This is a genomic window from Cupriavidus pauculus (assembly GCF_002858765.1).
In the GTDB taxonomy this organism is placed as follows: domain Bacteria; phylum Pseudomonadota; class Gammaproteobacteria; order Burkholderiales; family Burkholderiaceae; genus Cupriavidus; species Cupriavidus pauculus_B.
This window is the reverse complement of the sequence record NZ_PJRP01000012.1, coordinates 78,639-104,302: the sequence shown is the minus strand read 5'-3', so window position 1 is coordinate 104,302 and position 25,664 is coordinate 78,639. Positions and strand designations below refer to the sequence as shown.

Below are 25,664 nucleotides of genomic sequence, written 5' to 3'. Positions count from 1 at the left end.
GGGCAGATTTTCCAGACGACTTTTTACGGGACTTTCAATGATCGGAATTCGGCCACTGTTGATCGCGGCTATCGTTACGCCGCTGCTGGCGGCCTGTGCCAGCGGCAGCAGCATGGAGTACCTCGAATCGCAGGATGGCAACACGCTCCATTCGGACGCCAGCGTGGGCGACCTGGTGCTGTGCCTGAAGCAGAAGCTTGGCGATGACGCCACGGTGGAGGCCTACCCCGAACCGGGCAAGGTGGATGTGCGCGTGGGCTATGGCCATCGCGCCGATGCGGGCTACTCGTATCTGATCAACCTGCGCGCCGCGCGGCAGGGCACGGACGTGCAGATCCGCAGCGCCGGCGACTGGCGGCCCCTGCTGAGCAAGGGCCGTGTCACCGGCTACGTCAAGGATTGCAAGCCGAGCGCCGCGGCGCGGTAAGCGCCATCGGCGCGCGACACGCCAGGCACGCTTCAGCCGGCCCAGCCCATCGTCCGCGCCTGTGCCAGCACGGCGCGGGCGCGGTCCACGAACGGCCGGTCCACCATCTTGCCGTCGACCAGATAGGCCCCTATGCCTTTGGCGTCGGCCTCGTCGGCGGCCGCCACGATCCGTTGTGCGGCGGCGATCTCGGCTTCGGTCGGCTGGAATACCTGATTGGCCAGCGCGATCTGGCTCGGATGGATGCAGCTCTTGCCCAGATACCCCAAGCGGCGCGCCAGCTCGGCTTCGGCACGGTAGCCATCGGCATCCTTCACGTCCGCGAAGGCCGCGTCGTAAGCAAACACCCCGGCTTCGGCGGCGGCCATGCGCATCTGGAACATCGTCTGCGCCACGGCCAGCGTTTCGCGCCGGTGGATGCCGGCCGGCTCGAACAGGTCGGCGTAGCCCAGTTGCAGCCCCGCCACGCGCGCATCGGCGGCGGCCAGTTCATGCGCCTTGCGCAGTCCCCGTGGCGATTCGATATTGAGCAGCAGCTTCACGGGCGTGGTCACGCCGTTGGCGGCCTCGGCCAGCGCCACGGCCCTGGCGGCCAGGTGCACCTGCTCGACTTCCTCCACCTTCGGCACGTTGACCAGATGCAGCCCGTTGCGCACCACGGCGACGATGTCGGGCGCGAAGTGGGTGGTGTCCGGCGCGTTCACGCGCACGATGATGGTCTTGCCCGATGCCGCCGTACGGCCCGAGGCCAGCAGGTCCTGCAGCGCTGCGCGGGCCTCGGCCTTGCGCGGCTCGGCCACGGCGTCTTCGAGATCGAACGACAGGGCGTCGGCCGCGCTGGCCAGCGCCTTGTCGAACAGCTCCGGGCGCGATCCCGGTACAAACAGTTTGCTGCGCATGATCGCCCTCACCTTCATTCGGCGCGGATATTGCGCTGCTTGACCAGCGCGCCCCAGCGCGCCGCCTCGCCCTGCACGAACTTGCCGAACTGCTGCGGCGAATTGCCCACCGGCTCCAGGCCCATCTGGCGCAGCTTGTCCTGTACGTGCGGATCGGCCACGGCGCCCTGCACTTCCTTCGCCAGCCGCGCCACCACGTCGGGCGGCGTGCCCTTGGGCACCCACACGCCGTTCCACTCCAGCACCTCGAAATCGGGCAGGCCGCTTTCGGCCAGCGTCGGCGTATCGGGCAAGCCTGGGTTGCGCTTGAGCGACGTCACCGCCAGCGCCTTGAGCTTGCCGCCCTTGGCATAGTTCAGCGTGGATGCCACGTTGCCGAAGTAGGCCGATACCTGGTTGCCCATCACGTCGGTCAGCGCCGGTGCACCGCCTTTGTACGGCACGTGCAGCAGGTCGATGCCGGCCTTGGCGTTGAGCAGTTCGCCGGCCAGGTGCGACCCGCTGCCCGATCCTGCCGACGCGAACGTCAGCTTGCCGGGGTTGGCCTTGGCATAGGCGATGAATTCCTTGACCGTCTTATACGGCGCGTTGGGCGGCACCACCAGGATGTTGGCCGCGGTGGCCACCAGCGAGATCGGCACCAGTTCCTTGAGCGGGTCGAACGACATCTTGCGCAGGCTCGGATTCACCGCGAACGCCGACGCGTCGTACAGCACCGTGTAGCCATCGGGCGTGGCCTTGGCCACCGCTTCCTCACCGATCACGCCGGCCGCGCCGGGACGGTTGTCGATCACCACCTGCTGGCCCATCGACGCGCTCATGCGCTGCGCGATCACGCGCGCCGTGTTGTCGGCGCCACCGCCGGCGGAATACGGCACGATCATGCGGATCGGGCGGTCGGGGTAGGCTGCGGCGGCCAGCAGCGGCGCGCAGGCGGCCACTGCGACCAGCAGTTTGCGGCAGGTCGGATGCATGGACAGGTCTCCTGTTTTCTTGAATGGATGCGGTCGGTCAGACCGTGGCAATCGGGTTGGCCGGCGATCCCACCGCGCGCGGCAGGTGCATCGGCGGAGCGGTCAGCAGGAACGAGGCACGCCCGGCCTGGTGCAGCCACGCGGCCAGCGGCGTCAGGTGCCACATCTCGCCCAGCGGGATGCCGAGCTTGACCAGGCAAAGCTCGTGCAGCGGCAGTAGCGGGCCGGTGGTGCCCGGCGGCAGTGCGTGACGACGCTCTTCCACCGCGTGGTTGTCGGCGGCGATGGCGGCGATGCCGGCTTCGTCGATCCAGCGCAGCAGCCGTGCGTCGGTGCCGTCGAGCACGGCGCAGGCGTTGCGCAGGCCGGTATGGTCGTCGGCGGCGGACAGTTGCAGTGCCATGTCGGCCAGTCCGGTATGCACGCAGAGGATGTCGCCACGCTGCACGTCCACACCGTCGGCCTCGATCACGCGCATCAGGTCGTCATAGCCCACCGCGCACCGCGCCGGGCCGAAATGCCGGTGCACGTCCACCAGCGTGCCGCGCCCCTGGATGCCGCGCGCGGCCATCGGCGCAATCGACAGCGCCTGCGCGCCGATAAACGTGCCATCGGCCGCGCTGCCGGTGCCCACCGAGTAACCGTTGTAGCCTACCGTTTCGGCCTGGCCGTCGCCGTCGGCATCGAACAGGCAGTTCACGTGGCCCAGGGCATCCCACTGCGTGGAGTACTGCGGCGACAGCGTGACGTGGTCGTCGCTGATCACGTCTGTGGCGCCCGGTATATCGCCAGCCATCGGGCGATTGAACACGCGCTGGCCGTCCTTTTCCGACGGATGCAGCACGGGCGGACGGCGGCGCGGGTTCAGCACGCCGGCGCGCGGCACATCGAGCGGCAGGCTCAGCGAGAACGTCAGCCCCACGCGCACCTCACGCACCGCGGCCAGCACTTGCGCGGGGCCGATCAGGTTGAGGCGGCCAAGCTGGTCGTCGGGGCCGAAGTCGCCCCAGTTGGATCCTTCAGGACGGTGCTTCCAGCGCGGGTTGGCGGCCATCATTGGTCCTTGCCGGCGTCAATTACCACGCCGGCGGCCTGCAGCGCGGCAATACGTGCGTCGTCGAGCCCGGCCGCGCGCAGCGCTTCGAGCGAATGCTCGCCCAGCGCCGGTGCCGCGCGCCGAAAGGCGCCCGGCGTGCCACCCAGTCGCGGCGAGATGTTGTGCACCGGAATCTGGCCCATCTCGGCGTCGGGGATTTCCACCACGATGTCGCGCGCGTGGAAATGCGGGTCGTGCTCGATGTCAGAGATGTCGTAGATCGGCCCGATCGTCACGCCGGCCTTGTCAAAGAAGGCGACGCAATCGGGCTGGGTCATCGTGCCCAGGAATTCGCCGATGATGCCGTCCAGCAGCGCGGCGTGCTTCACGCGCTCGGCATTGGCGGCGAAGCGTGGATCGGTAATCAGCTCGGGCCGGCCGATGGCGCGGAACAGCCGCTCGGTCATGGCCTGCGTGGACGCCGACAGGCACACCCACTTGCCATCGGCCGTCTGGTAGGCGTTGCGCGGCGCGCTGTTGGTAGACCGGCTGCCCGTACGCGGCTTGACCTTGCCGGTCAGCCGGTAGTTGGCCGCCTGCGCGCCCAGGATGGCGAAGATCGGATCGAGCAGCGGCAGGTCGATGACCTGGCCCACGCCGCCGCGCACTTCCACGTTGCGCACGGCGCTGAGCACGCCGATGGCGCCGTACAGGCCGGCGGTCATGTCGCCCAGGTAGATCGGCGGCAGCACCGGCTCGCGGTCGGCAAAGCCGTTCATCGACGCAAACCCGGACATGCCTTCCACCAGCGTGCCGAAGCCGGGACGATGCGAATACGGGCCGTCCTGGCCCCACCCCGATACGCGCACGATCACCAGCCGGGGGTTGCGCGCCATCAGCACGTCGGGCCCCAGGCCCATGGTTTCGAGCGTGCCTGGCTTGAAGCTCTCGACAAACACATCGGCGTGGGCCACGAGGTCGAGAATCACGTCGATGGCGCCTTCGGCCCGGAAGTTCAGGCACAGGCTGCGCTTGTTGCGGCAGTACGCCTTCCAGGCGGTGGGCACGTCCTTGACCTTCCAGTCGCGCAGCGTGTCGCCGCTGGCCGGTTCCACCTTGAGCACATCGGCGCCCAGGTCGGCCAGCGCCATGGTCAGCGTGTTGCCCGCCACCAGGCGGGAGAGGTCGAGGATGCGGATGCCGTCGAGCGGTCCGGTGGCGTCGGGCGCCAGGGCTTGCTGCCTGAACATGGAAAGACTCTGTGAATTATTCGGCGGTGATGTTGCGGGCCTTGGCCACCTGCTTCCAGCGCGCGCTGTCGCGGCGGATGTGCTCGGCAAACTGGGCGGCGGTCATCGCGGATGGCTCGGCGCCTTCGCGCGAGAAGATTTCGCGCATCTCGGGCGTAGCGATGATGTCGCGGATCTCGGCGTTGAGCTTTTCCACCAGTGGCTGCGGCGTGCCGGCCGGCGCGAACACGCCCCACCAGAGTTCGGCGGAATAGTTCGGCACGGTCTCGGCCACCGCCGGCCACTGCGGCGCAAAGCGCGAGCGCGTCGGCGACGTCACGGCCAGCGCGCGCAGCTTGCCGCCCTTCACCTGCGTGGCCACCGACGGAAAGCTGGCAATCACGAACTGCACCTGCCCGGCGATCAGGTCGGTCAGCGCGTTCGAGATGCCCTTGTACGGCACGTGCGTGAATTCGATACCGGCGTCACCGGCCAGCAATTCGCTGGACATCTGGTTGATCGATCCGATACCGGAGGAGCCATAGTTGATGCCGCCCTTGTCCTTCTTCGCGGCGGCGATCAGATCGGCCACGGTCTTGTAGGGCGACTTCTCGGACACGGCCAGCACCATCGGGCCGCTGGCCAGCATCGCCACCGGCACGAAGCTCTTGTTCACGTCGTAGCTCGTCTTGGGCTGCACGGCGGCGTTGCCCGTGAACGTGGACGACGTGATCATCAGCGTGGCGCCATCGGGCGCCGAGCGCGCCACGAATTCGGCGCCGATGGCACCGCCGGCGCCCGGCTTGTTGTCGACGATGGCCGTGACGCCCAGCTTCTTCGACAGCTTTTCGCTGACCAGCCGCGCGAACACGTCGTTGCTGCCGCTGGGCGGGAACGGCACCACCACACGGATGGTCTTGGGCACGACCGGCTCGGCCGCATGCGCGGTGGCCGTGATCCCCGCCGCGACCAGGGCGACGGCGGAAACGGTGAGTACGGTAGTGGAAAAGGCAGTGGCAAGGGTGCGCAGGCGCGGGCGATGCGGCATCACGGCGTTGTCTCCAGATATTGTGCGGTGCGGCACCTGTTCGATCGGCGCCGTCTGGCAAGCATCGTAGCCATGCCGTCGATTGAGATAAAGTGACGTTTTTAAACCTATCGGTGAGAAAAACTCATGAAGGTGGAGTGCTTCCAGACGCTGGCCGCCGTGTTGCGCTGTGGCAGCTTTGCCGGGGCGGCGGCCGAGATGAGCCTGTCGCCCAGCGCGGTCAGCCTGCAGATGAAGCAACTGGAAACCTACTTCGGCCAGCCGCTGTTCGACCGCTCGGCATTGCAGGTGCGGCCCACGCCGTTTGCGCTGGAGGTCAGCGCCACGCTGGACGGCGCGATCCATGCCATGGAGTCGCTGCGCCGCCGCTCGGCGCCCGTGGTGGAAGGCAAGGTTACGCTGGGCATCATCGAACCCATGCAGGTGACGCTGCTGCCGCCGTTCACGGCGCTGGTGCGCGAGCGTTATCCCAACCTGGACGTGCGGCTGGAACGCGGGCGCTCCACCGGGCTGGTCGACGCGCTGCGCTCGGGCACCATCGACGCTGCCGTGGTGGCCCAGCCGGAATCGGGTGCCTCGACCCGCGTGCGCTGGGCGCCGCTGTTCCGCGAGCCGTGCGTACTGGTGGCGCCGCGCGATTCGGCAGGCCGTACCGCGAAGGCGCTGCTGAAGGCCTACGAGTGGATCCGCTTCGATACGTCGACCATTGCCGGGTCGGTGGCTGCCGATTTCGTGCGCCGGACGGCCCCCGACGTGCGCTCGCGCATCGAACTGCTGTCGATTCCGGCCATCGTCGCCATGGCGTCGCGCGGGCTGGGCGTGTCCGTGCTGCCCCAGCCCGACCCGTATCTGCTCGAGGCATTCCCGGTGCGCGTGATGACGCTGGGCGACACCCCGCCTTCACGCCAGATCTCGTTCGTGTCGCGCGTGGCGCCGGCTGAGGACCGCGTCATCGCGGCGCTGCTCGACACCCTGCGCAGCGCCGCGGCCGGCAAGGTCTGAGCGGGGCGCACCGGGTCGCGGCCCGGTCAGTTAAATGGTTTCGACACGCGATCTGAGTCATTTCGCACGGTACTCCCGCGCCGGGTGGCTTGCGGCATACTGGCCCGCGAGTGGCCCTCCGGCCACGCTTCCTTGGGAAAGGTGAGCCAGTGAAAGAGACGCAGATCGTCAACGCCATCCACGCCAATGTCGTCCACGCGAAGGTCGTCCACGCCCTCGCGGTAGCGGCCCTTGCCGCCGCCGGCATGGCCCACGCGCAGGACAAGCCCGCATCGGAAGGCGCCCCGGTGCCGGTCACGGCCGACAACTTCGTGCGCGCCGAATCGGACATGTATATCGCCGGCCTGGCCAAACAGGGCGGCATGGGCAAGCTCCTGCACCGGCGCGAGCCTGCATCGATCGACCACCAGACCGTCATCCGCCTGAACCGCGACACAATCTATTCGTCCGGCGTGTTCGACCTGGACGCGGGCCCGGTGACCATTACCATGCCCAACCCGGGCAAGCGTTTCATGTCGATGCAGGTCATCAGCGAGGACCACTACGTGCCGGCCGTGTACTACGGCGCCGGCAAGCACGTGCTGACCCGCGAGAACGTGGGCACGCGCTACGCGGTGGTGGGCGTGCGCACGCTGGTGGACCCGGCCAGCCCCGAGGACATCAAGCAGGTACACGCGCTGCAGGATGCCATCCAGGTCAGCCAGAAGGCGCCGGGCACGCTGCAACTACCGGACTGGGACCCCGCCAGCCAGAAGAAGGTGCGCGACGCCATCCTGGTGCTGCAGTCCACCTTGCCTGACTTCAAGGGGGCTTTCGGCAAGAAGGGCGAAGTCGATCCGGTCCGGCATCTGCTCGGCGCCGCTGCGGGCTGGGGCGGCAATCCCGACCGCGACGCGACGTACCTGAACGTGACGCCACCGAAGAACGACGGCAAGACCATCTACCGGCTGCACGTGAAGGATGTGCCCGTGGATGGCTTCTGGTCGGTGAGCGTCTACAACGCCAAGGGCTACTTCGAGAAGAACCCCGCCGGCGCCTATACGCTGAACAACCTGACGGCGAAGCGGGACGCGGACGGTGCCATCACGATCCAGTTCGGCGGCTGCGAGGCCAATACCGCCAACTGCCTGCCCATCGTCGACGGATGGAACTACACGGTGCGGATGTACCGCCCGCGCCAGCAGGTGCTCAGCGGCAAGTACCAGTTCCCGGCGCCGCAGCCGGTGAACTGACGGCCCGGTGCCCGGCCGGGCAAGGCCGAAAGGGACGAAGGTGACGAAGGGGCGTGCATGCACGCCCCTTCTTTCATGGCTCGGTGGCTCCGTGGCTCAGGCCCTGGCGCCTTCAGGCGCCCGCTCAGTGCTTCTTCTCGTCTTCTGGATGCGACGACAGCAGGTCCAGCATTTCGTCCGCGTGTTCCTCTTCCACGGCCAGGATGCTCTCCATCAGCCGGCGCGAGGTCGGGTCCTTCGGGCCGATGTACTGCACGATCTCGCGATAGGTGTCGATGGCGATCCGTTCGGCCACCAGGTTTTCCTTGATCATGTCCGTCAGCGAAGTGCCTTCCACGTATTCGGCGTGACTGCGCGACGCCAGCCCGTCGGGAGACAGGTCGGGCTCGCCGCCCAGTTGCACGATCCGCTCGGCGATCTGGTCGGCATGGCCCTGCTCTTCGTTGGAGTGCGCCAGAAATTCCTCGGCCACGCTCTTCGAGTTCGGCCCCTTGGCCATGAAGTAGTGGCGGCGATAGCGCAGCGTGCAGACGATTTCGGTGGCCAGCGCCTCGTTCAGCAGCTTGATCACGGTGTCGCGCTCGGCGTCGTACCCAGCGGTCACCGCGCCGTCGTCGATGTGTTGGCGGGCACGCTCGCGAATGGTCTTGATGTCCGTCAGGAACGGTTGCTTGTTAGACATGGGGACTCCTTCGTCATCGTTCTGAATAGTTCCGCACCCCGCTGCATGCGGGGGCGGCCTTTATCGCTGCAGGCAAAAACGGTGCCATTGGCGCAGCCCCGGCAAAACCGTGGGCAAGGCCGCGCGCCCATGTGCTTTTTACAAAGGCCGGGCATCGAAGCTTGCAATCCCCGCGCCCTCCCCCGCCGCCCGTCACCCGAAGGGCTTATCCCCACTACCGCAAGGCCCAACTTGCCCCTGCCCGGAGATCCGCGTAGTGTGACGATTTGCGTACATCTGCAACGGATTGCAGACGCCAAACCCCGCTCATTCGGAGATCCACGATGGAATCGCGCCGCCTGCCCCGCGCCCGCTTGTCCCCCGCCCCGCTGTCTTCGCTGCTGTCCCGCCTGTCGGCCACGGCTACCGCCACCGCAGTGGCCGCCGTCATGGCCACGGCGCTGCCGCTGACGGCCAGCGAGGCCCAGGCGGCCCCGCCCGCCCAGCAGAAGACGCAGGTACCGGGCTACTACCGCATGATGGTGGGCCAGCTCGAAGTGACGGCGCTCTACGACGGCTATATCGATCTGGACCCCAAGGTGCTGAAGTACACCAGCGCGCGCGAGGTGCAGAGCCTGCTGGCGCGGATGTTCGTGGCGTCGACGCCGGGCATGCAGACGGCGGTCAATGCCTACCTGGTCAACACGGGTACGCATCTGGTGCTGGTGGATACCGGCGCGGCCGCGTGCTTCGGCCCGACGCTGGGCGGCATCCTGCAGAACCTGCGTGCGTCCGGCTACACCCCGGAACAAGTGGATGCGGTGCTGCTGACCCACCTGCACGGCGACCACGCCTGCGGCCTGAGCGCCGACGGCAAGGCCGTGTTCCCGAACGCCACGGTCTACGCCGACAAAGCCGATGCCGACTACTGGCTCAGCGAATCGGTGGCCGCCAGCGCCCCAGAAGGGGCCAGGCCGCTGTTCGGCATGGCGCGCGATGCGGTGGCCCCATACCAGGCCGCGAACCATTTCCGCACGTTCAACGCCACCGCCGGCGAAGAACCGATCCCGGGCGTGCGGGCCGTGCCCACGCGCGGCCATACGCCGGGCCACACCGGCTACCTGTTCGTGTCGGGCAAGGAAAACCTGCTGCTGTGGGGCGACATCGTCCACAGCCACGCCACGCAGTTCCGCCGTCCGAACATCGCGATCGAGTTCGACGTGGACAGCCACCAGGCCGTGCTGACGCGCCAGCGCGTGCTGGCCGATGCGGCAAAGGGCAAGCTGTGGGTGGGTGGCGCGCACCTGCCGTTCCCGGGGCTGGGCCACGTGCGGCGCGACCAGGTGGGCTACACCTGGGTGCCGGTGGAATTCGGGCCGATCCGCAGCGATCGCTGATCGCCGCCGCGGCGCTTCGCCGCCACCGGCACAGCCCCCCTGTTGGCCGGCGCGCCGGCGTGCGAACATGGCATCTTTGCCCCGATGTCCGCACGCCGATGATTACCCGCCCGCCGCTCCACTGGTTCAAGATGCTGTTCGTGCTGCGGGGGTCGGTCCTGCCCAGGATTGCCCCGCAACTCGTCACGATCACGCTGTTCGCGGCGGTCATCACGGTCTTTCACGGGCGCATCGGCGAATGGAAGGTGTCGCTGAACTTCGTGCCGTTCTCGCTGATCGGCCTTACGCTGGCCATCTTCCTGGGCTTTCGCAACAGCACCAGCTACGCGCGCTTCTGGGAAGGCCGCACGCTCTGGGGCAGCGTGCTCAACGAATCGCGCTCGCTGACGCGCCAGGCGCTGACGCTGGTGGCCGACCAGCACGACGCGCGCCGGCTGGCCTATCGGCTCTGTGCCTTCGTCCACGCCTTGCGACACCAGTTGCGCGGCACCGACGCATGGCCCGACGTGGCCCCGTTCCTTGATGAAGCCGACGCCGCCCGGCTAAAGGCGGCGAAGTTCAGGCCTGCGATCGCGCTGCTGATGGCTGGAGAATGGGTCGGCGAGCGGCTCCGGGCAGGCCAGCTGGCGCCGGCGCTGGCCCAGCCGATGGAGATGTCGCTGAACCAGCTCAGCACCGCGCTGGGCGGCTGCGAGCGGCTGGCCGGCACGCCGATTCCGTTCACGTACTCGGTCATCATCCACCGCTGCATCTATCTCTACTGCGTTCTGCTGCCGTTCGGGCTGCTCGACTCGATCGGCCTGATGACGCCGGTCATCGTCTGCTTTATCGCCTATACGTTCTTCGCGCTGGAGGCCCTGAGCGCCGAGATCGAGGAGCCGTTTGGCGAGGAGCCCAACGACCTGGCCCTGACGGCCATGTCCTACATGATCGAGTCGACGGTGCTGGAGATGGTTGGCGAGGCGCCCAAGAGCACCGCGCCGTCGCCGCACGACTTCATCCAGGTCTGACGACGCCTCGGGACACCGGGCGTCAGCCGGCCCGGCGGCCCCAGCCCAATTCGACAAACACCGCGCACAGCGCTTCCATGCCGGCCTGGTCGGCCTCGTCGAAGCGTGCCTCGCGCGGGCTGTCGACATCCCATACGCCGATCAGCGTGCCATCCGGCGCCACCAGCGGCACGACGATCTCGGCGCGCGACGCGGCATCGCAGGCGATATGCCCAGGGAAAGCATGCACGTCGCGCACCAGCTGCGTGGCCCGCGTCAGGGCTGCCGTGCCGCATACGCCGCGCCCGATGGCAATCCGCACGCAGGCCGGCTTGCCCTGGAACGGCCCCACCACCAGTTCTGTGCCATCGAAGAAGTAGAAGCCGGCCCAGTTGAGGTCGGCCAGCGAGTGGTAGACCAGCGCGGAAAAGTTGGCCGCGTTGGCAATCAGGTCGCGCTCGTCGGCCAGCAGCCCGCGCGCCATCTCCACCAGGGCGGCGTACTGTTCAGGCTTGGAGGATTCGGAGAGATTGTCGGAGAGCTGGAACATCGGGAAGTGCCTTACGGTAATGATCGGCCCGATGATACTCGCGATCCCCGGTTTTCTCCCCTCGTCCCTCCATGGGAGAGGGAGAAATCACGCCCTACCTGGGCCGCTTCACCGCCCGCACCTTGCCGCTGTCGCCGCCCCCGCAGTAGAAGCGGTCGGCGCCGTCGGACTCCAGGCCCGACACGCCGACGCCGGCCGGCATCTCCAGCGTTTCAAGCACCTTGCCCGATTGCGGATCGATATGCCGCAGTTCGCTCTGGTCGTTCTCCCAGGTGCCGTGCCAAAGCTGGCCATCGACCCAGGTCACGCCCGTGACAAAGCGGCTCGACTCGATGGTGCGGCGGATCGCGCCGGTCTCGGGGTCGATCTCGTGGATCTTGCGGTCGCGATACTGGCCCACCCAGAGCGACCCTTCGGCCCAGGCCAGGCCCGAGTCATTGCCGTTGCCCGGCGCCGGAATGGTGGCCACCACCGCCCCGGTCTGCGGATCGATCTTCTGGATGCGGCGCTCCGCGATCTGGAACAGGTGGCGCCCATCGAACGCGGTGCCGGCATGCGCGGGCACGCTGATCGCATGGGCGGTCTTGCCACTGGCGGGGTCAAGTGCCAGCAGCTTGTCGCCCACGGCGAACCAGACCTGCTTGCCGTCGTACGTCAGGCCATGGACATGATCGACACCCGAAAAGGGGCCGTACTCCTGGACAATCTCTGCGGCGATACGCTTCATGATGATTTCCTTTCGACTTGCGGGACGCTCGGGACGCGATGGACGCGCTTGCGTGGTGGATCTGGAACCATGCTACGCGCCGGGCAGCGGCGCGGGGAGTAACAAGGCCGTCGCGAATCCGGCCATCGCCGGCGTCATCCAGCGGCGCGCCCGGCCGCCTCCCACCGGCTGGACCTTGCCCGCCTCGGCCAGCGCATCGAGCGCGCGCTGCACCGTGCGCTGGCTGGTGCCCAGCGCCAGCGCCAATGCCGAGCTTGACCACGATTCGCCATCGGCCAGGCACGCCAGCACCGCCGCGTGGGCCTGCTCCACGGGGTGCGTCATCACCGCGACCTCGACTCCGGCAAGCGGCGCCAGCGCAAAGCCCTGCGACGTGGCATGGATACCCGCCAGCTTGCCCAGCGCCTTGCGCAGCCGCCCGATTTCCACGCGCAGGCGTGCACGGTGCGTGTCATCGGGATGGCGCATGCGGAAGGCCGTGGCGATCAGCACGTCGCGCGGTACATCGTCGGGCCATGCCTGCGCCAGCGCACGGGCCAGCGCAAACAGCACCGGCCGCCGTGCCAGCGGCACGACGGCTGCCCGCTGCCGCACGACCATGCGGCAGGCATCCACGATCAGGGCATCAGACGCAAACCAGGCCTCCACCGCGTCCAGTCGTAGCGGCTGCTCCATGCCCCGCGCCAGCAGACGCGCCACCGGTGCGCGCAGCGTGTCCAGCGCGCCATCGACTTCGGCCATCAACGCGGGAATGCCAGCGTGCCGCGCCGCAACGCCGGCACGCTGCAACGCATCGCGCGCCGGCGAGAACGACACGCGACGCACGGCAATGCCGGCCGCTATCAGTTCGTGCGCGGCGCGCAGCGCGGGCGGCAACGGCGCGGGATCGATCATGGCAAGGGTCCGCTCGGCATCGTCGAGCTGGCCGGTGAGCAGGTGATGCCGCGCGATCAGGTAGCGCGCGTGCGCGGCGTTGAGGGTGTCGCCGTGGGTGTCGAGCACCTGCCAGGCCGTGTCCAGCGCCCTGGCAGGCCAGCCAAGGTCGCGCGACACCAGGGCGATCTCGGCTTCGGCCACGATGCAGCGGGCACGCGCGATGCTTTCCCTGGGACCAAAGGCGCGAGCCGCGCCGCGCAGCAGCGCGCGGGCGCGCACGAAATCGCCCAGTTGGGACATGGCGATACCGCGCAGGGCCAGCGCGGGAGCGTCATCGCGCAGGGCGATGCGGTTCAGCGCGCCGAGCGGGTCGCCGGCCGCCAGCGCGCGCGCCGCCGCCGTGATCAGTGAGTCCATGGGAATCCCGCCACACCTGTTACTCCCCATGCTGGGAGCCGGCGCCTAATCTAGCACACGACCCTTGCCAATCACGGAGGTATCACGATGACATCACATCGCACCGGCACCCGCGCGGAATGGCTGGCCGCGCGCCTGGACCTGCTCTCGGCCGAAAAGGAACTGACCCACCGCAGCGACGCCGTGGCGCAACAGCGCCAGGCGCTACCGTGGGTACACCTGGACAAGGCCTACCGCTTCGATACCGAACACGGCAACGTGGCGCTGTCCGACCTGTTCCGTGGCCGCTCGCAGCTGCTGGTCTACCACTTCATGTTCGGCCCCGACTACAAGGCGGGCTGCCCGTCGTGCTCGTCCATCGCCGATGGCTTCAACGGCTTCGCCATCCACCTGGCGCACCACGACGTCATGCTCTGGGCCGTGTCACGCGCGCCCATCGACAAGCTGCTGGCGTATCGCAAGCGCATGGGCTGGCGCTTTCCCTGGGCGTCGTCGAGCGACAGCACGTTCAACTTCGACTTCGACGTGTCGATCACCGAGCAGCAGCAGCGTGACGGCGACTTCGCGTACAACTTCGTGCGGGCCGCACCCGACGACGACAGCCCGCCGCCATCCGAATCGACCGTACGCACCGCCGCTACCTGTGGCACCGACGTCCCCACCTTCACCCGCGACCGCCCCGGCATGAGCGCCTTCGTGCTGGAAGATGGCGTGGTCTATCACACCTATTCGGCCTACGCGCGCGGCCTGGACGCGCTGTGGGGCATGTACCCGTGGCTGGACCGCGCACCGCTGGGACGCAACGAGACCGTGAACTGGTGGCGACGGCACGACGAGTACGAGGATGAGGCGACAGCGTCGTGATGCGGGCGCAATCGCCGGCTTCCGCATGCGCCGGCTCCTGTGATGCCATCGCGGCATCGGGCGCGGCGCAACCACAACGCCATGGCCGGGACAAGACAAACGTCCAGACATTTTCCTTGTCACTCACGCAGCAAACCGTCCTTGAAAAAGCGCACGGGGCGCATAAAGTGAGAGCGCGCGTTCTCGCTGTCGCCCCTGCCCGCACATGACAACCTTGCAATGTGGCCGGGCCGGTGGTCTGACTCCCGCCAAGGAGAAACCATGGAAGACCCCACAACTGCGCCCATCGGCAGATCGGGCGCCACGCCCGCTTGCGTGGCCGACGGCGTGACGCTGGCATCCGAGGCCGCTGCACCGGACGCCACGGGCACCGGCTATCCGGTCACGCTGAAGGTCAACGGCACCACGCATCGCGTGACGGTGCCGGCCAATGCGATCCTGCTCGATACGCTGCGCGACCAGTTGCACCTGACCGGCACCAAGAAGGGCTGCGACCACGGCCAGTGCGGCGCCTGCACGCTGATCGTCAACGGCGTCACGGTCAATGCGTGCCTGTCGGTCACGGTGATGCACGATGGCGACGACATCACCACGGTCGAAGGTCTTGCGCGCGACGGCACGCTGCACCCGGTACAGCAGGCGTTCTGGGATCACGATGCTTACCAGTGCGGCTACTGCACGGCCGGCCAGATGATGAGCGCGGTGGGCATCCTGCAGGACACGCGCGTGCCGTCCGACGAAGCTGCAGTGCGCGAGGCCATGAGCGGCAACATCTGCCGCTGCGGCGCGTACAAGAACATCGTGGCGGCCATCCAGGACGCGCGCAGCAAGATCGGGAGACCGTGATGCGCAATTTCGAATATGCGCGCGCTGCCGACGTGGAGCAGGCCATCGTGCTCCACGGCCGCGACGCCAACACGGTCTACCTGGCGGGCGGCACCACGCTGCTCGATCTGATGAAGCTCGATATCATTCGGCCGGCCAGGGTGGTGGACATCCACAAACTCGGACTCGACAAGGTGGAGCCGCTCCCGGATGGCAAGGTGCGGATCGGCGCGATGGTCAGCAATACCGACCTGGCCCGCCACGCGCACATCGCGCAGCACTATCCCGTGCTGTCGGAATCGATCCTGTCCGGCGCCAGCACGCAGTTGCGCAACAAGGCCACCACGGCCGGCAACGTCATGCAGCGCGTGCGCTGCGGCTACTTCCGCGACGGCGTGTCGCCTTGCAACAAGCGCACGCCGGGCGCGGGATGCGCGGCCATCGACGGCCTGAACCGCAACGTGCACGCGGTGCTGGGCGGCAGCCCGCAGTGCATCGCGGCGCATCCGTCGGACATGTGCGTGGCCATGGTCGCCATCGGCGCAACGATTCACGTGCAGGGGCCGAACGGCACGCGCGACATCGCGTTCGCGGACTTCCACCTGTTGCCCGGCGACACCCCGTGGAAGGAGCACGCGCTGGAGCCCGACGAGATGATCACGCATATCACGCTCGATGCGCCGATGCCGGGCAGCCGGTCGGCCTACCTGAAGCTGCGCGACCGCACGTCGTACCAGTTTGCGCTGGCATCGAGCGCCGTGATCCTGGCGCTCGACGGCAACACGATGCGCGACATCCGCATCGCGCTGGGCGGCGTGACGACCAGGCCGTGGCGTGCGCCCGATGCCGAAGCCGTATTGCGCGGCAAGCCGCTCAGCGAGGCGCTGATCCGCGAGGCGGCCGTCGCCGCAATGGCGGGCGCCGTGTCGTATGGCCAGAACGCCTTCAAGATTCCGCTCGGCCAGCAGGCCGTGATCCGCAACCTGTCGCGCCTGACGGCGTGAAGCCGGCACGACCCGCCGACTCCCAGGGGAGACTCGCGTGAACAGCACCGCTATCGGCGCATCGCCGCGCCGCATCGACGGCCGGCTCAAGGTGACCGGCGCCGCCCTTTATACCGCCGACCGATCCATGCCCGGCATGCTGCACGCCTATGGCGTGTACAGCACCGTGGCCAGCGGACGCATCACCGGCATCGACCATGCCGACGCGCGCCGCGTGCCCGGCGTGGTCGACGTGCTCCACAACGGCAACTTCCCGCGCCTGTACAAGACGCCGAAGAGCCCGATCTCCGGCGCCACGATCCTGACCGCATCGATCACCGACGAACACCGCCTGCCGTTCGAGGACGACACCGTTCACTATGGCGGCCAGATGGTGGCGCTGGTGATCGCCGACACCTACGAGCACGCGCGCGAAGCCGCCTGCCGCGTCAAGGTGTCGTACGATGCCGCGCAGGCCGTGATCGACCTGGAGCACGGCATCCGGGCCAACGGGTTGCGCGATGGCGGAAGCGGCCATGCGCGCGGCACGCCTGAGCCTGTGTTCGTGGCGTCCGCCGTGCGCATCGATGCCGTCTACCGGACCCCCGTCGAAACCCACAACCCGATGGAGATGCACGCCACCGTTGCCTGGTGGGAAGGCGGCGACCTGCACCTCTACGAGGCCACCCAGGGCGCGACCGTGCATCGGAATACCATCGCACTGGTGTTCGGCCTGACCCCCGAGCGCGTCACGGTCGACTGCCCGTTCCTGGGCTCGGGCTTTGGGTCCAAGCTGTTCCTGTGGCCGCATTCGGTGGCCGCCAGCGCAGCGGCGAAGATGACGGGGCGGCCTGTGAAGTTCGTGGTGCCGCGCGCCTTCATGTTCACCACCACCGGCCAGCGGCCCGAGACGCGGCAGCGGCTGCGCCTGTCGGCGGGCGACGATGGCCGGATCACGTCAATCCGGCACGAATCGGTCAACACCACATCGTTCATCGAGCAGTATGTGGAGAACTGCGGTGGCATGACGCAAAGCCTGTACTCATGCCCGAACGTCAGCGTCACGCATCACACCACCAGCGTACACCGTGGCGCCCCCACCTCGATGCGCGCGCCCGGCGCGGCGCCGGGGCTGTTCGCGCTGGAGTCGGCCATCGACGAACTGGCGCTGGCATGCCAGAAAGACCCGCTGCAGTTCCGGCTCGATAACATCTCCACGCGCGACGAAAGCACGAACCTGCCGTGGTCGAGCAACTACCTGCGCGAGGCCATCGAGGTGGGCGGCCGCAAGTTTGGCTGGGACCAGCGCAATCCGCGTCCCGGTTCGATGACCGAGGGCACCGAGATCATCGGCTACGGCATGGCGGCCTGCAACTGGGACGCATGGCGCACGCCGTCCGAGGCCCGCGTGTTCCTGCGCGCCGACGGCACGGCGGCGGTCACCTGCGCCATCCAGGACATCGGCACGGGCATGTACACGATCGTTGCGCAAACCGTCAGCGAACTGACCGGCCTGCCGTTCGAGAAGATCGACGTCAGGCTGGGCGATTCGTCGTTCCCGGCGGCGCCGGTGGCCGGCGGTTCGTGGGCCACCGCCAGCGTGCTGCCAGCGGTGGCCGAGGCCGCGCGCCACGCCATCGCCGAACTGCGCACGTTCGCCACGGGCGAAGGCGGCGATTTCGCCGGTGCCAGGCCCGAGACACTGCGGATGGAAGGCGGCCAACTGACCGATGGCAAGCGCCGTGTCGACTACGTGGCCGTGCTGAACAAGCAGCGCTTTGCGGCGGCCGAAGGCTTCGGCCGCACGGGGGGCGCCCCGAATCTCGACAAGCTGTCGTTCATGTCGTTCGGCGCCCATTTCGTGGAAGTGCGCTGGGACCCCGGCATCTCGCGGCTGTGGGTCTCCCGCGTGGTCAGCGCCATCGACGTGGGCCGCGTCATCAACCCGGTGACGGCGCGCAACCAGGTGGAAGGCGCGATCGTGATGGGCATCGGCATGGCGCTGTTCGAGGCCACCGAGTACGACGAGCGCAACGGCATGCCCGGCAACAACAATTACGCCGAGTACGCGATGCCGGTGCATGCCGACCAGCCGCAGATCGACGTGCTGCTGCTCGATCATCCCGACCTGGAGTTCAACGAATTCGGCGCGCGCGGCATTGGCGAGATCGGCATCACCGGTTTTGCGGCGGCGGTGGCCAACGCCGTGTACCACGCCACGGGCAAGCGCATCCGCGATCTGCCGATCGTGAAGGAAAAGCTGATGACCTGACCCGGCTGGCGCGTGGGCCGGCAGTGTGACGGTGTGACAATGCAGCAGGCGAACCGGTGTTATCGTTGCGCCTGATTCCCGCCACGGCCGCCGTCCGGGCCCCTCGTCCATGCCTGAACGCACGTTGCAGGCGCCAGCCACCCCCCTCTGGCTGCGCCTGGCCCCCGCCCTGTTCCTGCTGCTGTGGTCCTGCGGCTTTGTCTTCCTGAAGCTGGGCCTGCAGTACGCCGATCCGCTGACGTTCCTGGCGCTGCGCTACGCCTGCGTGGTGGCGCTGCTGATCGGCCCCTGCCTGTGGCTGCGGCCGCCGATGCCGCGCAGCCTGGCGCCCTGGCTGCATCTGGCGATGATCGGCCTGCTGATCCAGGCCGGCTATTTTGCGTTTACCTACCTGAGTCTCAAGCTGGGCATGTCTGCCGGCGCGGTGGCGCTGGTCACGTCGCAACAGCCGATCCTGATCGGGCTGCTGGCACCGGCCATTGCCGGCGAGCGCGTCGACCGTGTGCGCTGGGCCGGGCTGGCGCTCGGCGTGGCCGGTGCCGTGATGGTCATCACGACTAAGTCATCGGTGCAGATGACATCGCTGCTGGGCCTGGCCTTCGCGGTGCTGGCGCTGCTGGCCATGACCATCGGCACGCTGTGGGAAAAGCGCTTCGGCGCACCGGTGCATCCGGTACTGGCCAATACGGTGCAGTACACGGTGGCGCTGCTGGTCACGGCCCCGCTGGCCTGGTGGCTGGAGCCGATGCACGTGCAATGGACGCCGGGCCTGTTCGGGTCGCTGGCGTACCTAGTAGTCGGCAACTCGCTGGTGGCGATCTCGCTGCTGCTGGCGATGATCCGCCATGGGGAGGCGTCGCGCGTGTCGGCGCTGTTCTTCCTCGTCCCGCCCGTCACGGCGGTCATTGCGTTCGCCCTGCTTGGCGAATCGCTGCCCGCGATGGCCTGGCCCGGCATGGCCATCGCGGCGGCCGGGCTCTACCTGGTGATGCGCCGCCGCTAGGCCGCTAAGCCAAGCCCGCAGCCAGGCCAAGCCGCTAGGCCAGACCGCCGCGCGCCATCCGCCCCAGGTCGACCAGCCGGTCGTACTCGTCGCCACTCAGCAAGCCCAGCGCGATGGCGGCGGCGCGTGGCGTGGTCTGGTGCTCGCGGGCATGGCGCACGATGGCCGCAGCCTTGTCGTACCCCAGCGCCGGGTTCAGCGCGGTGGCGGCCAGCAACGGGCTTTCCAGGTTGCGCGCCAGCTGTTCGCGCCGGGGTTCCAGCCCGGGGATCACCCGCCGTGCCACCACGTTCGCGCTGTCCGCCAGCAGGCGGATCGACTGCAGCACGTTGTGAATCAGCACCGGCTTGGCCACGTTCAACTCGAAGTTGCCGGACGCGCCGGCCATTGTCACGGTCACGTGATTGCCGGCCACCTGCATGCCGGCCTGCACCATGACTTCGGCGATGGTCGGGTTGCGCTTGCCGGGCATGATCGACGAAGTCAGGCCATCCTCCGGCATCTGCAGCTCGCCGATGCCGCTATTGGGGCCCGAACTCATCCAGCGCAGGTCGTTGGCGATCTTGATGAACGACACGGCGATCACGTTGAGCACACCCGACAGTTCCAGCAGCGCGTCGTGGGCAGCCATGCCTTCGACCTTGCAGGGGCTGGCACGGAACGCGTGCCCGGTGAGCCGGCTCACGGCTTCGCAGTACGCCTCGGCAAAGCCGGCCGGCGCATTAAGGCCCGTTCCGGCCGCCGTGCCGCCCTGCGGCAGCACCAGCAGGCGCGGCATCACGGACTGCACGCGTACCAGGGCGTTGTCGATCTGCAGCGTGAACCCCTCGAAGGCCTGCCCCAGCCGCATCGGCACCGCATCCATCAGATGGGTGCGGGCCAGCTTCAGGATGTCGGCGAAGGCCACGGCACGTTCCTGCAGGCTGTCGCGCAACGCGGCCAGCGCAGGCACCAGCCGCGACTCCAGTTCCAGCACGGCCGTGAGGTGCATCACCGACGGAAAGCTGTCGTTCGACGATTGCGACGCGTTGACGTGGTCGTTCGGATGCACGGGCCGCCGACCGCCCAAAGGCTGGCCCAGCCGCTCGTTGGCACGGTTGGCGATCACCTCGTTCGCGTTCATGTTGGTCTGCGTGCCGGAGCCGGTCTGCCAGACCGTCAGCGGGAAATGCGCGTCGAAACGGCCCTCGCGCACTTCGGCCGCCGCCGCGACGATGGCCTCGGCGACGTCTGGCGCCAGCACCCCACAGCGCCGGTTGGCCTGGGCCGCGGCCATCTTGTGCAGCCCGAAGGCGTGCACAAGCGCCGCCGGAAACCGTTCGTCGCCGATCTCGAACACCGCCAGCGCGCGTTGCGTCTGCGCGCCCCAGTAGCGGTCGGCCGGAATTTCCACCGGGCCGAACGCGTCATGCTCCATCCGTACGTCTAGCATCGATTCAATCCAGCGAGATATTGGCCTTGGTGGCCAGCACTTTCCAGCGCGCCACTTCGGCGGCCGTATGCTTGCCCAGCGCGCTGGCCGTGTATTGCTCCGGCGGCAGCATCTGGATGGCCTGCCCGGCCAGCTTCGCGGTGAAGTCCCGGTCGCCCATCGCCTTCAGGTAGGCCAGCTGCACCTTGTCGACAGCCGCCTGGGGCGTGCCCTTGGGCGCATAGATGCCGTACCAGGTGGCCGCCTCGAAGCCCGGCAGCACGGTCTCCGCCAGGGTCGGCACGTTCTTGAGTTGCGGCACGCGGGCGGCCGACGTCACCGCCAGCGGCCGCACCTTCGATTCGGTGATCTGCGGCAGCGCCGTATTGGTCTGGTCGAACATGCCGTCCGCCTGGCCGCCGATCACGTCGATCAGTGCCGGCCCGGCGCCCTTGTACGGCACCAGCGATACCTTGATGCCCGCCGACGACGCGAACATGGCCGCCACCAGATGTGACGTGGAGCCCATGCCGGCATTGCTCAGGTTCAGTTTTCCGGGATGCTTCTTGCCGTAGTCGACGAACTCGCGCACGTCGCGCGCCGGATGGTCCTTGCGCACCATCAGCACCATCGGCGTGTCCGGGAAGCGGAAGACCGGCGCGAAGTCCTTCACCGGGTCGTAGGACAGCTTCTTGTAGAGGGCCGGCGCCGCGCCCATGTAGCCCATATGCCCTACCAGCATCGTGTAGCCGTCCGGCTGCGCGCGGGCGCCCTTGGCAGCGCCGATAGTGCCGCCCGCGCCGGGCGAGTTGTCGATGATGATCGACTGGCCCAGCTCGCGCGACACGCGGTCGGCGATGGTGCGCGCCAGTGCGTCGGTGGGCCCGCCGGCCGCGAACGGGACGATCCAGGTGATGGGCCGTGACGGGTAGGTCTGGGCGTGGGCCGAGGCGGCCAGTAGCGTGCCAATGGCCGCGGCGATGATGGGTTTCATGTTGTCTCCGTTGGAATTCTTGTTCTGATCCGGCCGGTGCGTGGGGGGAGGCTGGCTCCCCAGGCGCCCGTCAGGTGGCCGATGTGCGCAGCTTCATCGTGTCGTGGGCTTGCACGGCGGGGTTGTCGGCCTGTTCGTCGTCGAGCGCCACGCCGGGATACAGCTCCGGATACAGATGCCGCTTGGCGGTTTCCGCATCGAACGTGCCGGACCACTTGGCCACCACCACCGTGGCCACGCTGTTGCCGATGGTGTTGCAGGTGGAAATGGCCATCGACAGGAAGCGGTACACGCCGAAGATGACGGCCAGCCCTTCTACCGGCAGCAGGCCCGTGGACGTCACCGTGGCGGCGAACACTACGAACGACCCGCCCGACACCGTGGCCGCGCCCTTTGACGTCAGCAGCATCAGCACCAGGATGCCGATCTGGTGGTCCAGCGTCAGCGGCACGCCATAGGCATGGGAGATGAACATCACGCCCATCGCCATGAAGAGCGACGTGCCGTCGAGGTTGAACGCATAGCCCGTGGGCAGCACCAGGCCCACCGTCTGCTTGGCGCAGCCCAGGCGCTGCAGCTTGATCAGCAGGCGCGGCAGCGCGCTTTCCGACGACGCGGTGCCCAGCACGATCAGGATTTCATCCTTGATGTACCGCAGGAAGCGCCACAGGCTCAAACCGGCCAGCCGGGCCACGATGCCCAGCACCACGACGATGAACAGGAACACCACGGCGTAGAAGCTCAGCACCAGCTGCGCCAGCGCGATCAGCACGGCCGACCCGTTACTGCCCACCGAATAGGCCACCGCGCCGAACGTGCCGATCGGGGCCAGCTTCATCACCAGATTGATGAACGAAAACAGCACCTCGGAAATCATGTCAAGCCCGGCGTTGACCTTCTCGCGGCGCGTCTCGGGAATGGCCAGGATGCCGATTCCCACCATTACGGCCAGCACCACCACCTGCAGCAGTTCGCCCTTGGCAAACGCGCCGACGAAGTTGTCGGGCACGATGTGCATCATGAATTCCAGGAAGCCCTGCGGCGCGGCGGCCTTGGCGGCGGGCACGGCGGCGCTGCCGGCAACATGGCTCATGCCCTTGCCGATCTCCAGCAGGTTGCCCGCCAGCATGCCCACCATCAGCGCGATGGTCGAGATCACCTCGAAGTAGACGATCGACCGCCAGCCCACCCGGCCCGCGCTCTTCACATCGCCGGCCGACGCAATGCCGTGGACGATGGTCAGGAAGACCAGCGGCGCCACACCGGCCTTGATCAGCGACAGGAACATGTCGCCCAGCAGTTTCAGCTTGGCCGCGAACTGCGGCAGCGCGAACCCGACCACGATGCCAAGGATCAGCGCCAGCAAGACTTGCATGCCGAGCCGGCGATACCAGGGCAGGTGCTTCGGTGCCGACGGTGCGGCGGGAGTTTGTGTCGATGTGTGCTGCATGGTGTCTTCCTCCACCCGGGCCGTGCGGCCTCAGGCAACCTCTTTGGACAGTGCGATGGCGCGGTCGACCATCTGCGGCGCCAGGCCCAGGTAGTTGGCCGGGTCCACCATCTGCTCGACGGCGGCGCGATCGAAATGGCGGGTGACCTCGGGCAGGGCCAGCAGCGCCTCGGCCAGCGTGCCGCCGGACTCGTTGACGGTGCGGCAGGCGTCGTAGACCACGTCGTGAGCCTGCTGGCGGCCGATGTGCGGCGCCATGCGCATCATCACGGCCTCGGCCACGATCAGGCCCTTGGAGATGCCCAGGTTGTGCTGCATGCGGCCGGTGTCGACGATCAGGCCGCCCAGCGCAAACTTGGCCTGGTGCAGCGCGCCCGACGTCAGGATGAAGCTCTCGGGGATGGCAATCCATTCCGCGTGCCACGGGCCGGTGGCGCGCTCGAAATCCTGCACCATCGCGTCCACCATCAGCCCGGCATGCTGGCGCACGGCCTTCGAGGCGGCCAGCATCAGTTCGCTGGAAATGGGGTTGCGCTTCTGCGGCATGGTGCTGCTGGCGCCGCGGCCCTTCACGAACGGCTCGTAGACCTCGGCAAACTCGGTCGACGCCATGATCATGATGTCGAGCGCGATCTTGCCCAGCGAGCCGGTTACCAGGGCCAGCAGGTTGATCGCCTCGGCAAACCCGTCGCGCGCCACGTGCCAGGTGGTGGCCGGCACGCCCAGGCCCAGTTCCTCGGCCATCGCGCGCTGTACGTCGAAGCCCTTGTCGCCCAGCGATGCCAGCGTGCCGGCCGCACCGGCGAATTCCACCACTGCCACGCGCGGACGCAGTTCGGCAATGCGCTGCTGGTGGCGGTCGAACATGGCCAGCCAGATGGCGGTCTTGTAGCCGAACGTCACGGGCAGCGCCTGCTGCAGGTGCGTGCGGCCCGCCATCGGCGTGTCGCGGTGCTTGATGCTGAGGTCGGCCAGGATGCCGCGCAGTTCGCGGATATCGGCGTCGATGCTGTCCAGCGCGTCGCGCACCTGCAGCGCCACGGCCGTGTCCATGATGTCCTGCGTGGTGGCGCCCCAGTGCACGTAGCGGCCGGCTTCGCCGCACATTTTCACCAGCTGGTGTACCAGCGGCAGGATCGGATAGCCGACAATGTCGGTTTCCTCGCGCATGTGATCGAAGTCGATGCGGTCGATGCTGGACTCGCGGGCGATGACCTCGGCCGCTTCGGCCGGAATCACGCCCACGCGGGCCTCGGCGCGGGCCAGCGCCACTTCGACGTCGATGTAGCGCTGGACCAGCGCACCGTCGGAGAAGATCTGCCGCATTTTCTTCGTGCCGAAGGCATCGCGGAACAGCGCGGAATCAACAACGGTACTGGCGGTGGGGATGGAAGTCAGGGTCATGGTGCTACCTTGTGGCGATCAGACAAGAGTCTTAATATGTTCAAACATATCGACCATTAAATATGTTCGGACATATTAAGAAAATGAGGGTTAACCCGCGTCAACATTTGTGCGCCGCCGCAAAACGCGATGCTTCAGGTTTGTATGAGCAGAACCAATTCCGCTGAAATCACCCGCCAGTTGCTGGATGGCATTACGTCGGGCCACTACCCGGTGGGCGGGCTGCTGCCTACCGAATTCGAGCTGTGCGATCAGTTCCAGGCCAGCCGCTACACCATCCGCGCCGCGCTGCAGGAACTGCAGGATCTGGGGCTGGTGTCGCGCCGCAAGAACGTGGGTACCCGTGTGGAAGCATCGCGGCCGCGCGCCGCGTTCCGGCCGACGCTTGCGTCGATCAACGACCTGATGCAGTTCAGCGAGGAGCACCGGCGCGTGGTGCAGTCAGTGGAAACCGTGTCGGTCACCGGCGATGCCGCCAGGGACATTGGTTGCGCGGAAGATGCGCCACGGCTGCGCGTGTCCAGCGTGCGGATGCGCGATGCCGCCAGCACCGCGCCCATCGCCTGGACCGATATCTATATCGACCCGATCTACACCGACATTGCCGACGCGGTGTACCAATTTCCGGGCGAACTGGTCAGTTCGCTGCTGGAGACCCGGCACGGGAAACACATCGCCGAGATCGAGCAGGAGGTACGCGCCTCGACGCTGACCGACCCGCGCATTACCAACGCGCTGCATATCGAGCCCGGTGCGTCCGTGCTCAAGATCGTGCGGCGGTACATCGACGACGCAGGCGAGGCCTTCGAGGTGTCCGTGACCGTGCATCCGGCCGACAGCTTTGCGGTGTCGATGCGGCTGAAGCGCTCCACCAGCTAAGCCGCCACGCGTGGGGCGCGCCCATGCAAAAGCGGGCCACTTGGGCCCGCCTGTATTTCACTTGCTTGCTGTGACGTCCTCTTTCCTCTTGCGAGGACCGTGCGCCAACTGCGCC

General features: G+C 67.7%; 24 protein-coding genes. 11 read left to right on the top strand and 13 right to left on the bottom strand.

The window, feature by feature from the left end:
- Positions 1 to 37: 37 nt before the first annotated feature.
- Positions 38 to 427 (top strand): hypothetical protein, encoded by a 390-nt coding sequence (locus CYJ10_RS22515; RefSeq protein ID WP_101683671.1) that lies wholly within the window; start codon positions 38 to 40, stop codon positions 425 to 427.
- 32 nt (positions 428 to 459) lie between these two features.
- Here CYJ10_RS22515 and CYJ10_RS22510 read toward each other — a convergent pair whose 3' ends face one another.
- From CYJ10_RS22510 to CYJ10_RS22490, 5 genes are read right to left on the bottom strand one after another with little or no spacing between them, the layout of a single operon-like run.
- The gene (locus tag CYJ10_RS22510; RefSeq protein WP_101683785.1) at positions 460 to 1,326 is read right to left on the bottom strand and encodes an HpcH/HpaI aldolase/citrate lyase family protein; all 867 of its coding nucleotides are present in this window, start codon (positions 1,324 to 1,326) and stop codon (positions 460 to 462) included.
- 14 nt (positions 1,327 to 1,340) lie between these two features.
- Positions 1,341 to 2,300 carry a tripartite tricarboxylate transporter substrate binding protein gene (locus CYJ10_RS22505; protein WP_101683670.1) on the bottom strand — a complete coding sequence of 320 codons (960 nt, stop codon included), beginning with the start codon at positions 2,298 to 2,300 and terminating at the stop codon, positions 1,341 to 1,343.
- Between the two features lie 37 nt (positions 2,301 to 2,337).
- Entirely contained in the window at positions 2,338 to 3,354 is a 1,017-nt protein-coding gene (locus CYJ10_RS22500) for a cyclase family protein (protein WP_101683784.1), read from the bottom strand.
- Complete coding sequence (locus CYJ10_RS22495) at positions 3,354 to 4,586, bottom strand: CaiB/BaiF CoA transferase family protein (RefSeq protein WP_101683669.1); 1,233 nt, start codon at positions 4,584 to 4,586, stop codon at positions 3,354 to 3,356. The genes CYJ10_RS22500 and CYJ10_RS22495 overlap by 1 nt, the downstream gene beginning before the upstream one ends.
- Before the next feature lie 16 nt (positions 4,587 to 4,602).
- Positions 4,603 to 5,613: a tripartite tricarboxylate transporter substrate binding protein gene (locus CYJ10_RS22490; RefSeq protein WP_101683668.1), complete on the bottom strand. Its 1,011-nt coding sequence runs from the start codon at positions 5,611 to 5,613 to the stop codon at positions 4,603 to 4,605.
- Between the two features lie 126 nt (positions 5,614 to 5,739).
- Here CYJ10_RS22490 and CYJ10_RS22485 point away from each other — a divergent pair, with 126 nt between their 5' ends.
- A complete protein-coding gene (locus CYJ10_RS22485; RefSeq protein ID WP_101683667.1) occupies positions 5,740 to 6,615 on the top strand; it encodes a LysR family transcriptional regulator in 876 nt (291 codons plus the stop codon).
- 245 nt (positions 6,616 to 6,860) lie between these two features.
- Positions 6,861 to 7,847, top strand: a complete 987-nt coding sequence (locus CYJ10_RS22480; protein ID WP_101683783.1) for a DUF1254 domain-containing protein — start codon at positions 6,861 to 6,863, stop codon at positions 7,845 to 7,847.
- A gap of 124 nt (positions 7,848 to 7,971) precedes the next feature.
- Here CYJ10_RS22480 and CYJ10_RS22475 read toward each other — a convergent pair whose 3' ends face one another.
- Entirely contained in the window at positions 7,972 to 8,529 is a 558-nt protein-coding gene (locus tag CYJ10_RS22475; protein ID WP_101683666.1) for a ferritin-like domain-containing protein, read from the bottom strand.
- Positions 8,530 to 8,852: 323 nt separating this feature from the next.
- On the opposite strand from CYJ10_RS22475, the gene CYJ10_RS22470 reads away from it, so the two are divergent.
- Positions 8,853 to 9,905 carry an MBL fold metallo-hydrolase gene (locus CYJ10_RS22470; protein ID WP_180863028.1) on the top strand — a complete coding sequence of 351 codons (1,053 nt, stop codon included), beginning with the start codon at positions 8,853 to 8,855 and terminating at the stop codon, positions 9,903 to 9,905.
- Positions 9,906 to 10,003: 98 nt separating this feature from the next.
- A complete protein-coding gene (locus CYJ10_RS22465; protein ID WP_101683665.1) occupies positions 10,004 to 10,915 on the top strand; it encodes a bestrophin family protein in 912 nt (303 codons plus the stop codon).
- A 22-nt stretch (positions 10,916 to 10,937) separates the two neighbouring features.
- Here CYJ10_RS22465 and CYJ10_RS22460 read toward each other — a convergent pair whose 3' ends face one another.
- The 3 genes from CYJ10_RS22460 to CYJ10_RS22450 form a co-directional block, all read right to left on the bottom strand.
- Positions 10,938 to 11,444 (bottom strand): GAF domain-containing protein, encoded by a 507-nt coding sequence (locus CYJ10_RS22460; RefSeq protein ID WP_101683664.1) that lies wholly within the window; start codon positions 11,442 to 11,444, stop codon positions 10,938 to 10,940.
- Positions 11,445 to 11,538: 94 nt separating this feature from the next.
- Positions 11,539 to 12,171, bottom strand: a complete 633-nt coding sequence (locus CYJ10_RS22455; RefSeq protein ID WP_101683663.1) for a Vgb family protein — start codon at positions 12,169 to 12,171, stop codon at positions 11,539 to 11,541.
- A 72-nt stretch (positions 12,172 to 12,243) separates the two neighbouring features.
- Positions 12,244 to 13,464 (bottom strand): helix-turn-helix domain-containing protein, encoded by a 1,221-nt coding sequence (locus CYJ10_RS22450; protein ID WP_101683662.1) that lies wholly within the window; start codon positions 13,462 to 13,464, stop codon positions 12,244 to 12,246.
- 87 nt (positions 13,465 to 13,551) lie between these two features.
- On the opposite strand from CYJ10_RS22450, the gene CYJ10_RS22445 reads away from it, so the two are divergent.
- The 5 genes from CYJ10_RS22445 (at position 13,552) to CYJ10_RS22425 (ending at position 19,411) form a co-directional block, all read left to right on the top strand.
- A complete protein-coding gene (locus CYJ10_RS22445; RefSeq protein ID WP_101683661.1) occupies positions 13,552 to 14,328 on the top strand; it encodes a DUF899 domain-containing protein in 777 nt (258 codons plus the stop codon).
- 261 nt (positions 14,329 to 14,589) lie between these two features.
- On the top strand, positions 14,590 to 15,174 hold the full coding sequence (locus CYJ10_RS22440) for a (2Fe-2S)-binding protein (protein ID WP_219621501.1): 585 nt from the start codon (positions 14,590 to 14,592) through the stop codon (positions 15,172 to 15,174).
- A complete protein-coding gene (locus CYJ10_RS22435) occupies positions 15,174 to 16,157 on the top strand; it encodes an FAD binding domain-containing protein (protein WP_101683659.1) in 984 nt (327 codons plus the stop codon). Before CYJ10_RS22440 ends, CYJ10_RS22435 begins: the two co-directional genes overlap by 1 nt.
- A 37-nt stretch (positions 16,158 to 16,194) precedes the next feature.
- On the top strand, positions 16,195 to 18,408 hold the full coding sequence (locus tag CYJ10_RS22430) for a xanthine dehydrogenase family protein molybdopterin-binding subunit (protein WP_101683658.1): 2,214 nt from the start codon (positions 16,195 to 16,197) through the stop codon (positions 18,406 to 18,408).
- A 109-nt stretch (positions 18,409 to 18,517) separates the two neighbouring features.
- A complete protein-coding gene (locus CYJ10_RS22425; protein ID WP_101683657.1) occupies positions 18,518 to 19,411 on the top strand; it encodes a DMT family transporter in 894 nt (297 codons plus the stop codon).
- 34 nt (positions 19,412 to 19,445) lie between these two features.
- Here CYJ10_RS22425 and CYJ10_RS22420 read toward each other — a convergent pair whose 3' ends face one another.
- The 4 genes from CYJ10_RS22420 to CYJ10_RS22405 form a co-directional block, all read right to left on the bottom strand.
- A complete protein-coding gene (locus tag CYJ10_RS22420) occupies positions 19,446 to 20,843 on the bottom strand; it encodes a class II fumarate hydratase (RefSeq protein ID WP_101683656.1) in 1,398 nt (465 codons plus the stop codon).
- Between the two features lie 4 nt (positions 20,844 to 20,847).
- On the bottom strand, positions 20,848 to 21,816 hold the full coding sequence (locus tag CYJ10_RS22415; RefSeq protein ID WP_101683655.1) for a tripartite tricarboxylate transporter substrate binding protein BugD: 969 nt from the start codon (positions 21,814 to 21,816) through the stop codon (positions 20,848 to 20,850).
- A 70-nt stretch (positions 21,817 to 21,886) separates the two neighbouring features.
- Positions 21,887 to 23,266, bottom strand: a complete 1,380-nt coding sequence (locus tag CYJ10_RS22410; protein WP_101683654.1) for a cation:dicarboxylate symporter family transporter — start codon at positions 23,264 to 23,266, stop codon at positions 21,887 to 21,889.
- 30 nt (positions 23,267 to 23,296) lie between these two features.
- Positions 23,297 to 24,670 carry a class-II fumarase/aspartase family protein gene (locus CYJ10_RS22405; RefSeq protein WP_101683653.1) on the bottom strand — a complete coding sequence of 458 codons (1,374 nt, stop codon included), beginning with the start codon at positions 24,668 to 24,670 and terminating at the stop codon, positions 23,297 to 23,299.
- Positions 24,671 to 24,814: 144 nt separating this feature from the next.
- On the opposite strand from CYJ10_RS22405, the gene CYJ10_RS22400 reads away from it, so the two are divergent.
- On the top strand, positions 24,815 to 25,549 hold the full coding sequence (locus CYJ10_RS22400) for a GntR family transcriptional regulator (RefSeq protein ID WP_101683652.1): 735 nt from the start codon (positions 24,815 to 24,817) through the stop codon (positions 25,547 to 25,549).
- The last annotated feature ends 115 nt before the right edge of the window (positions 25,550 to 25,664 follow it).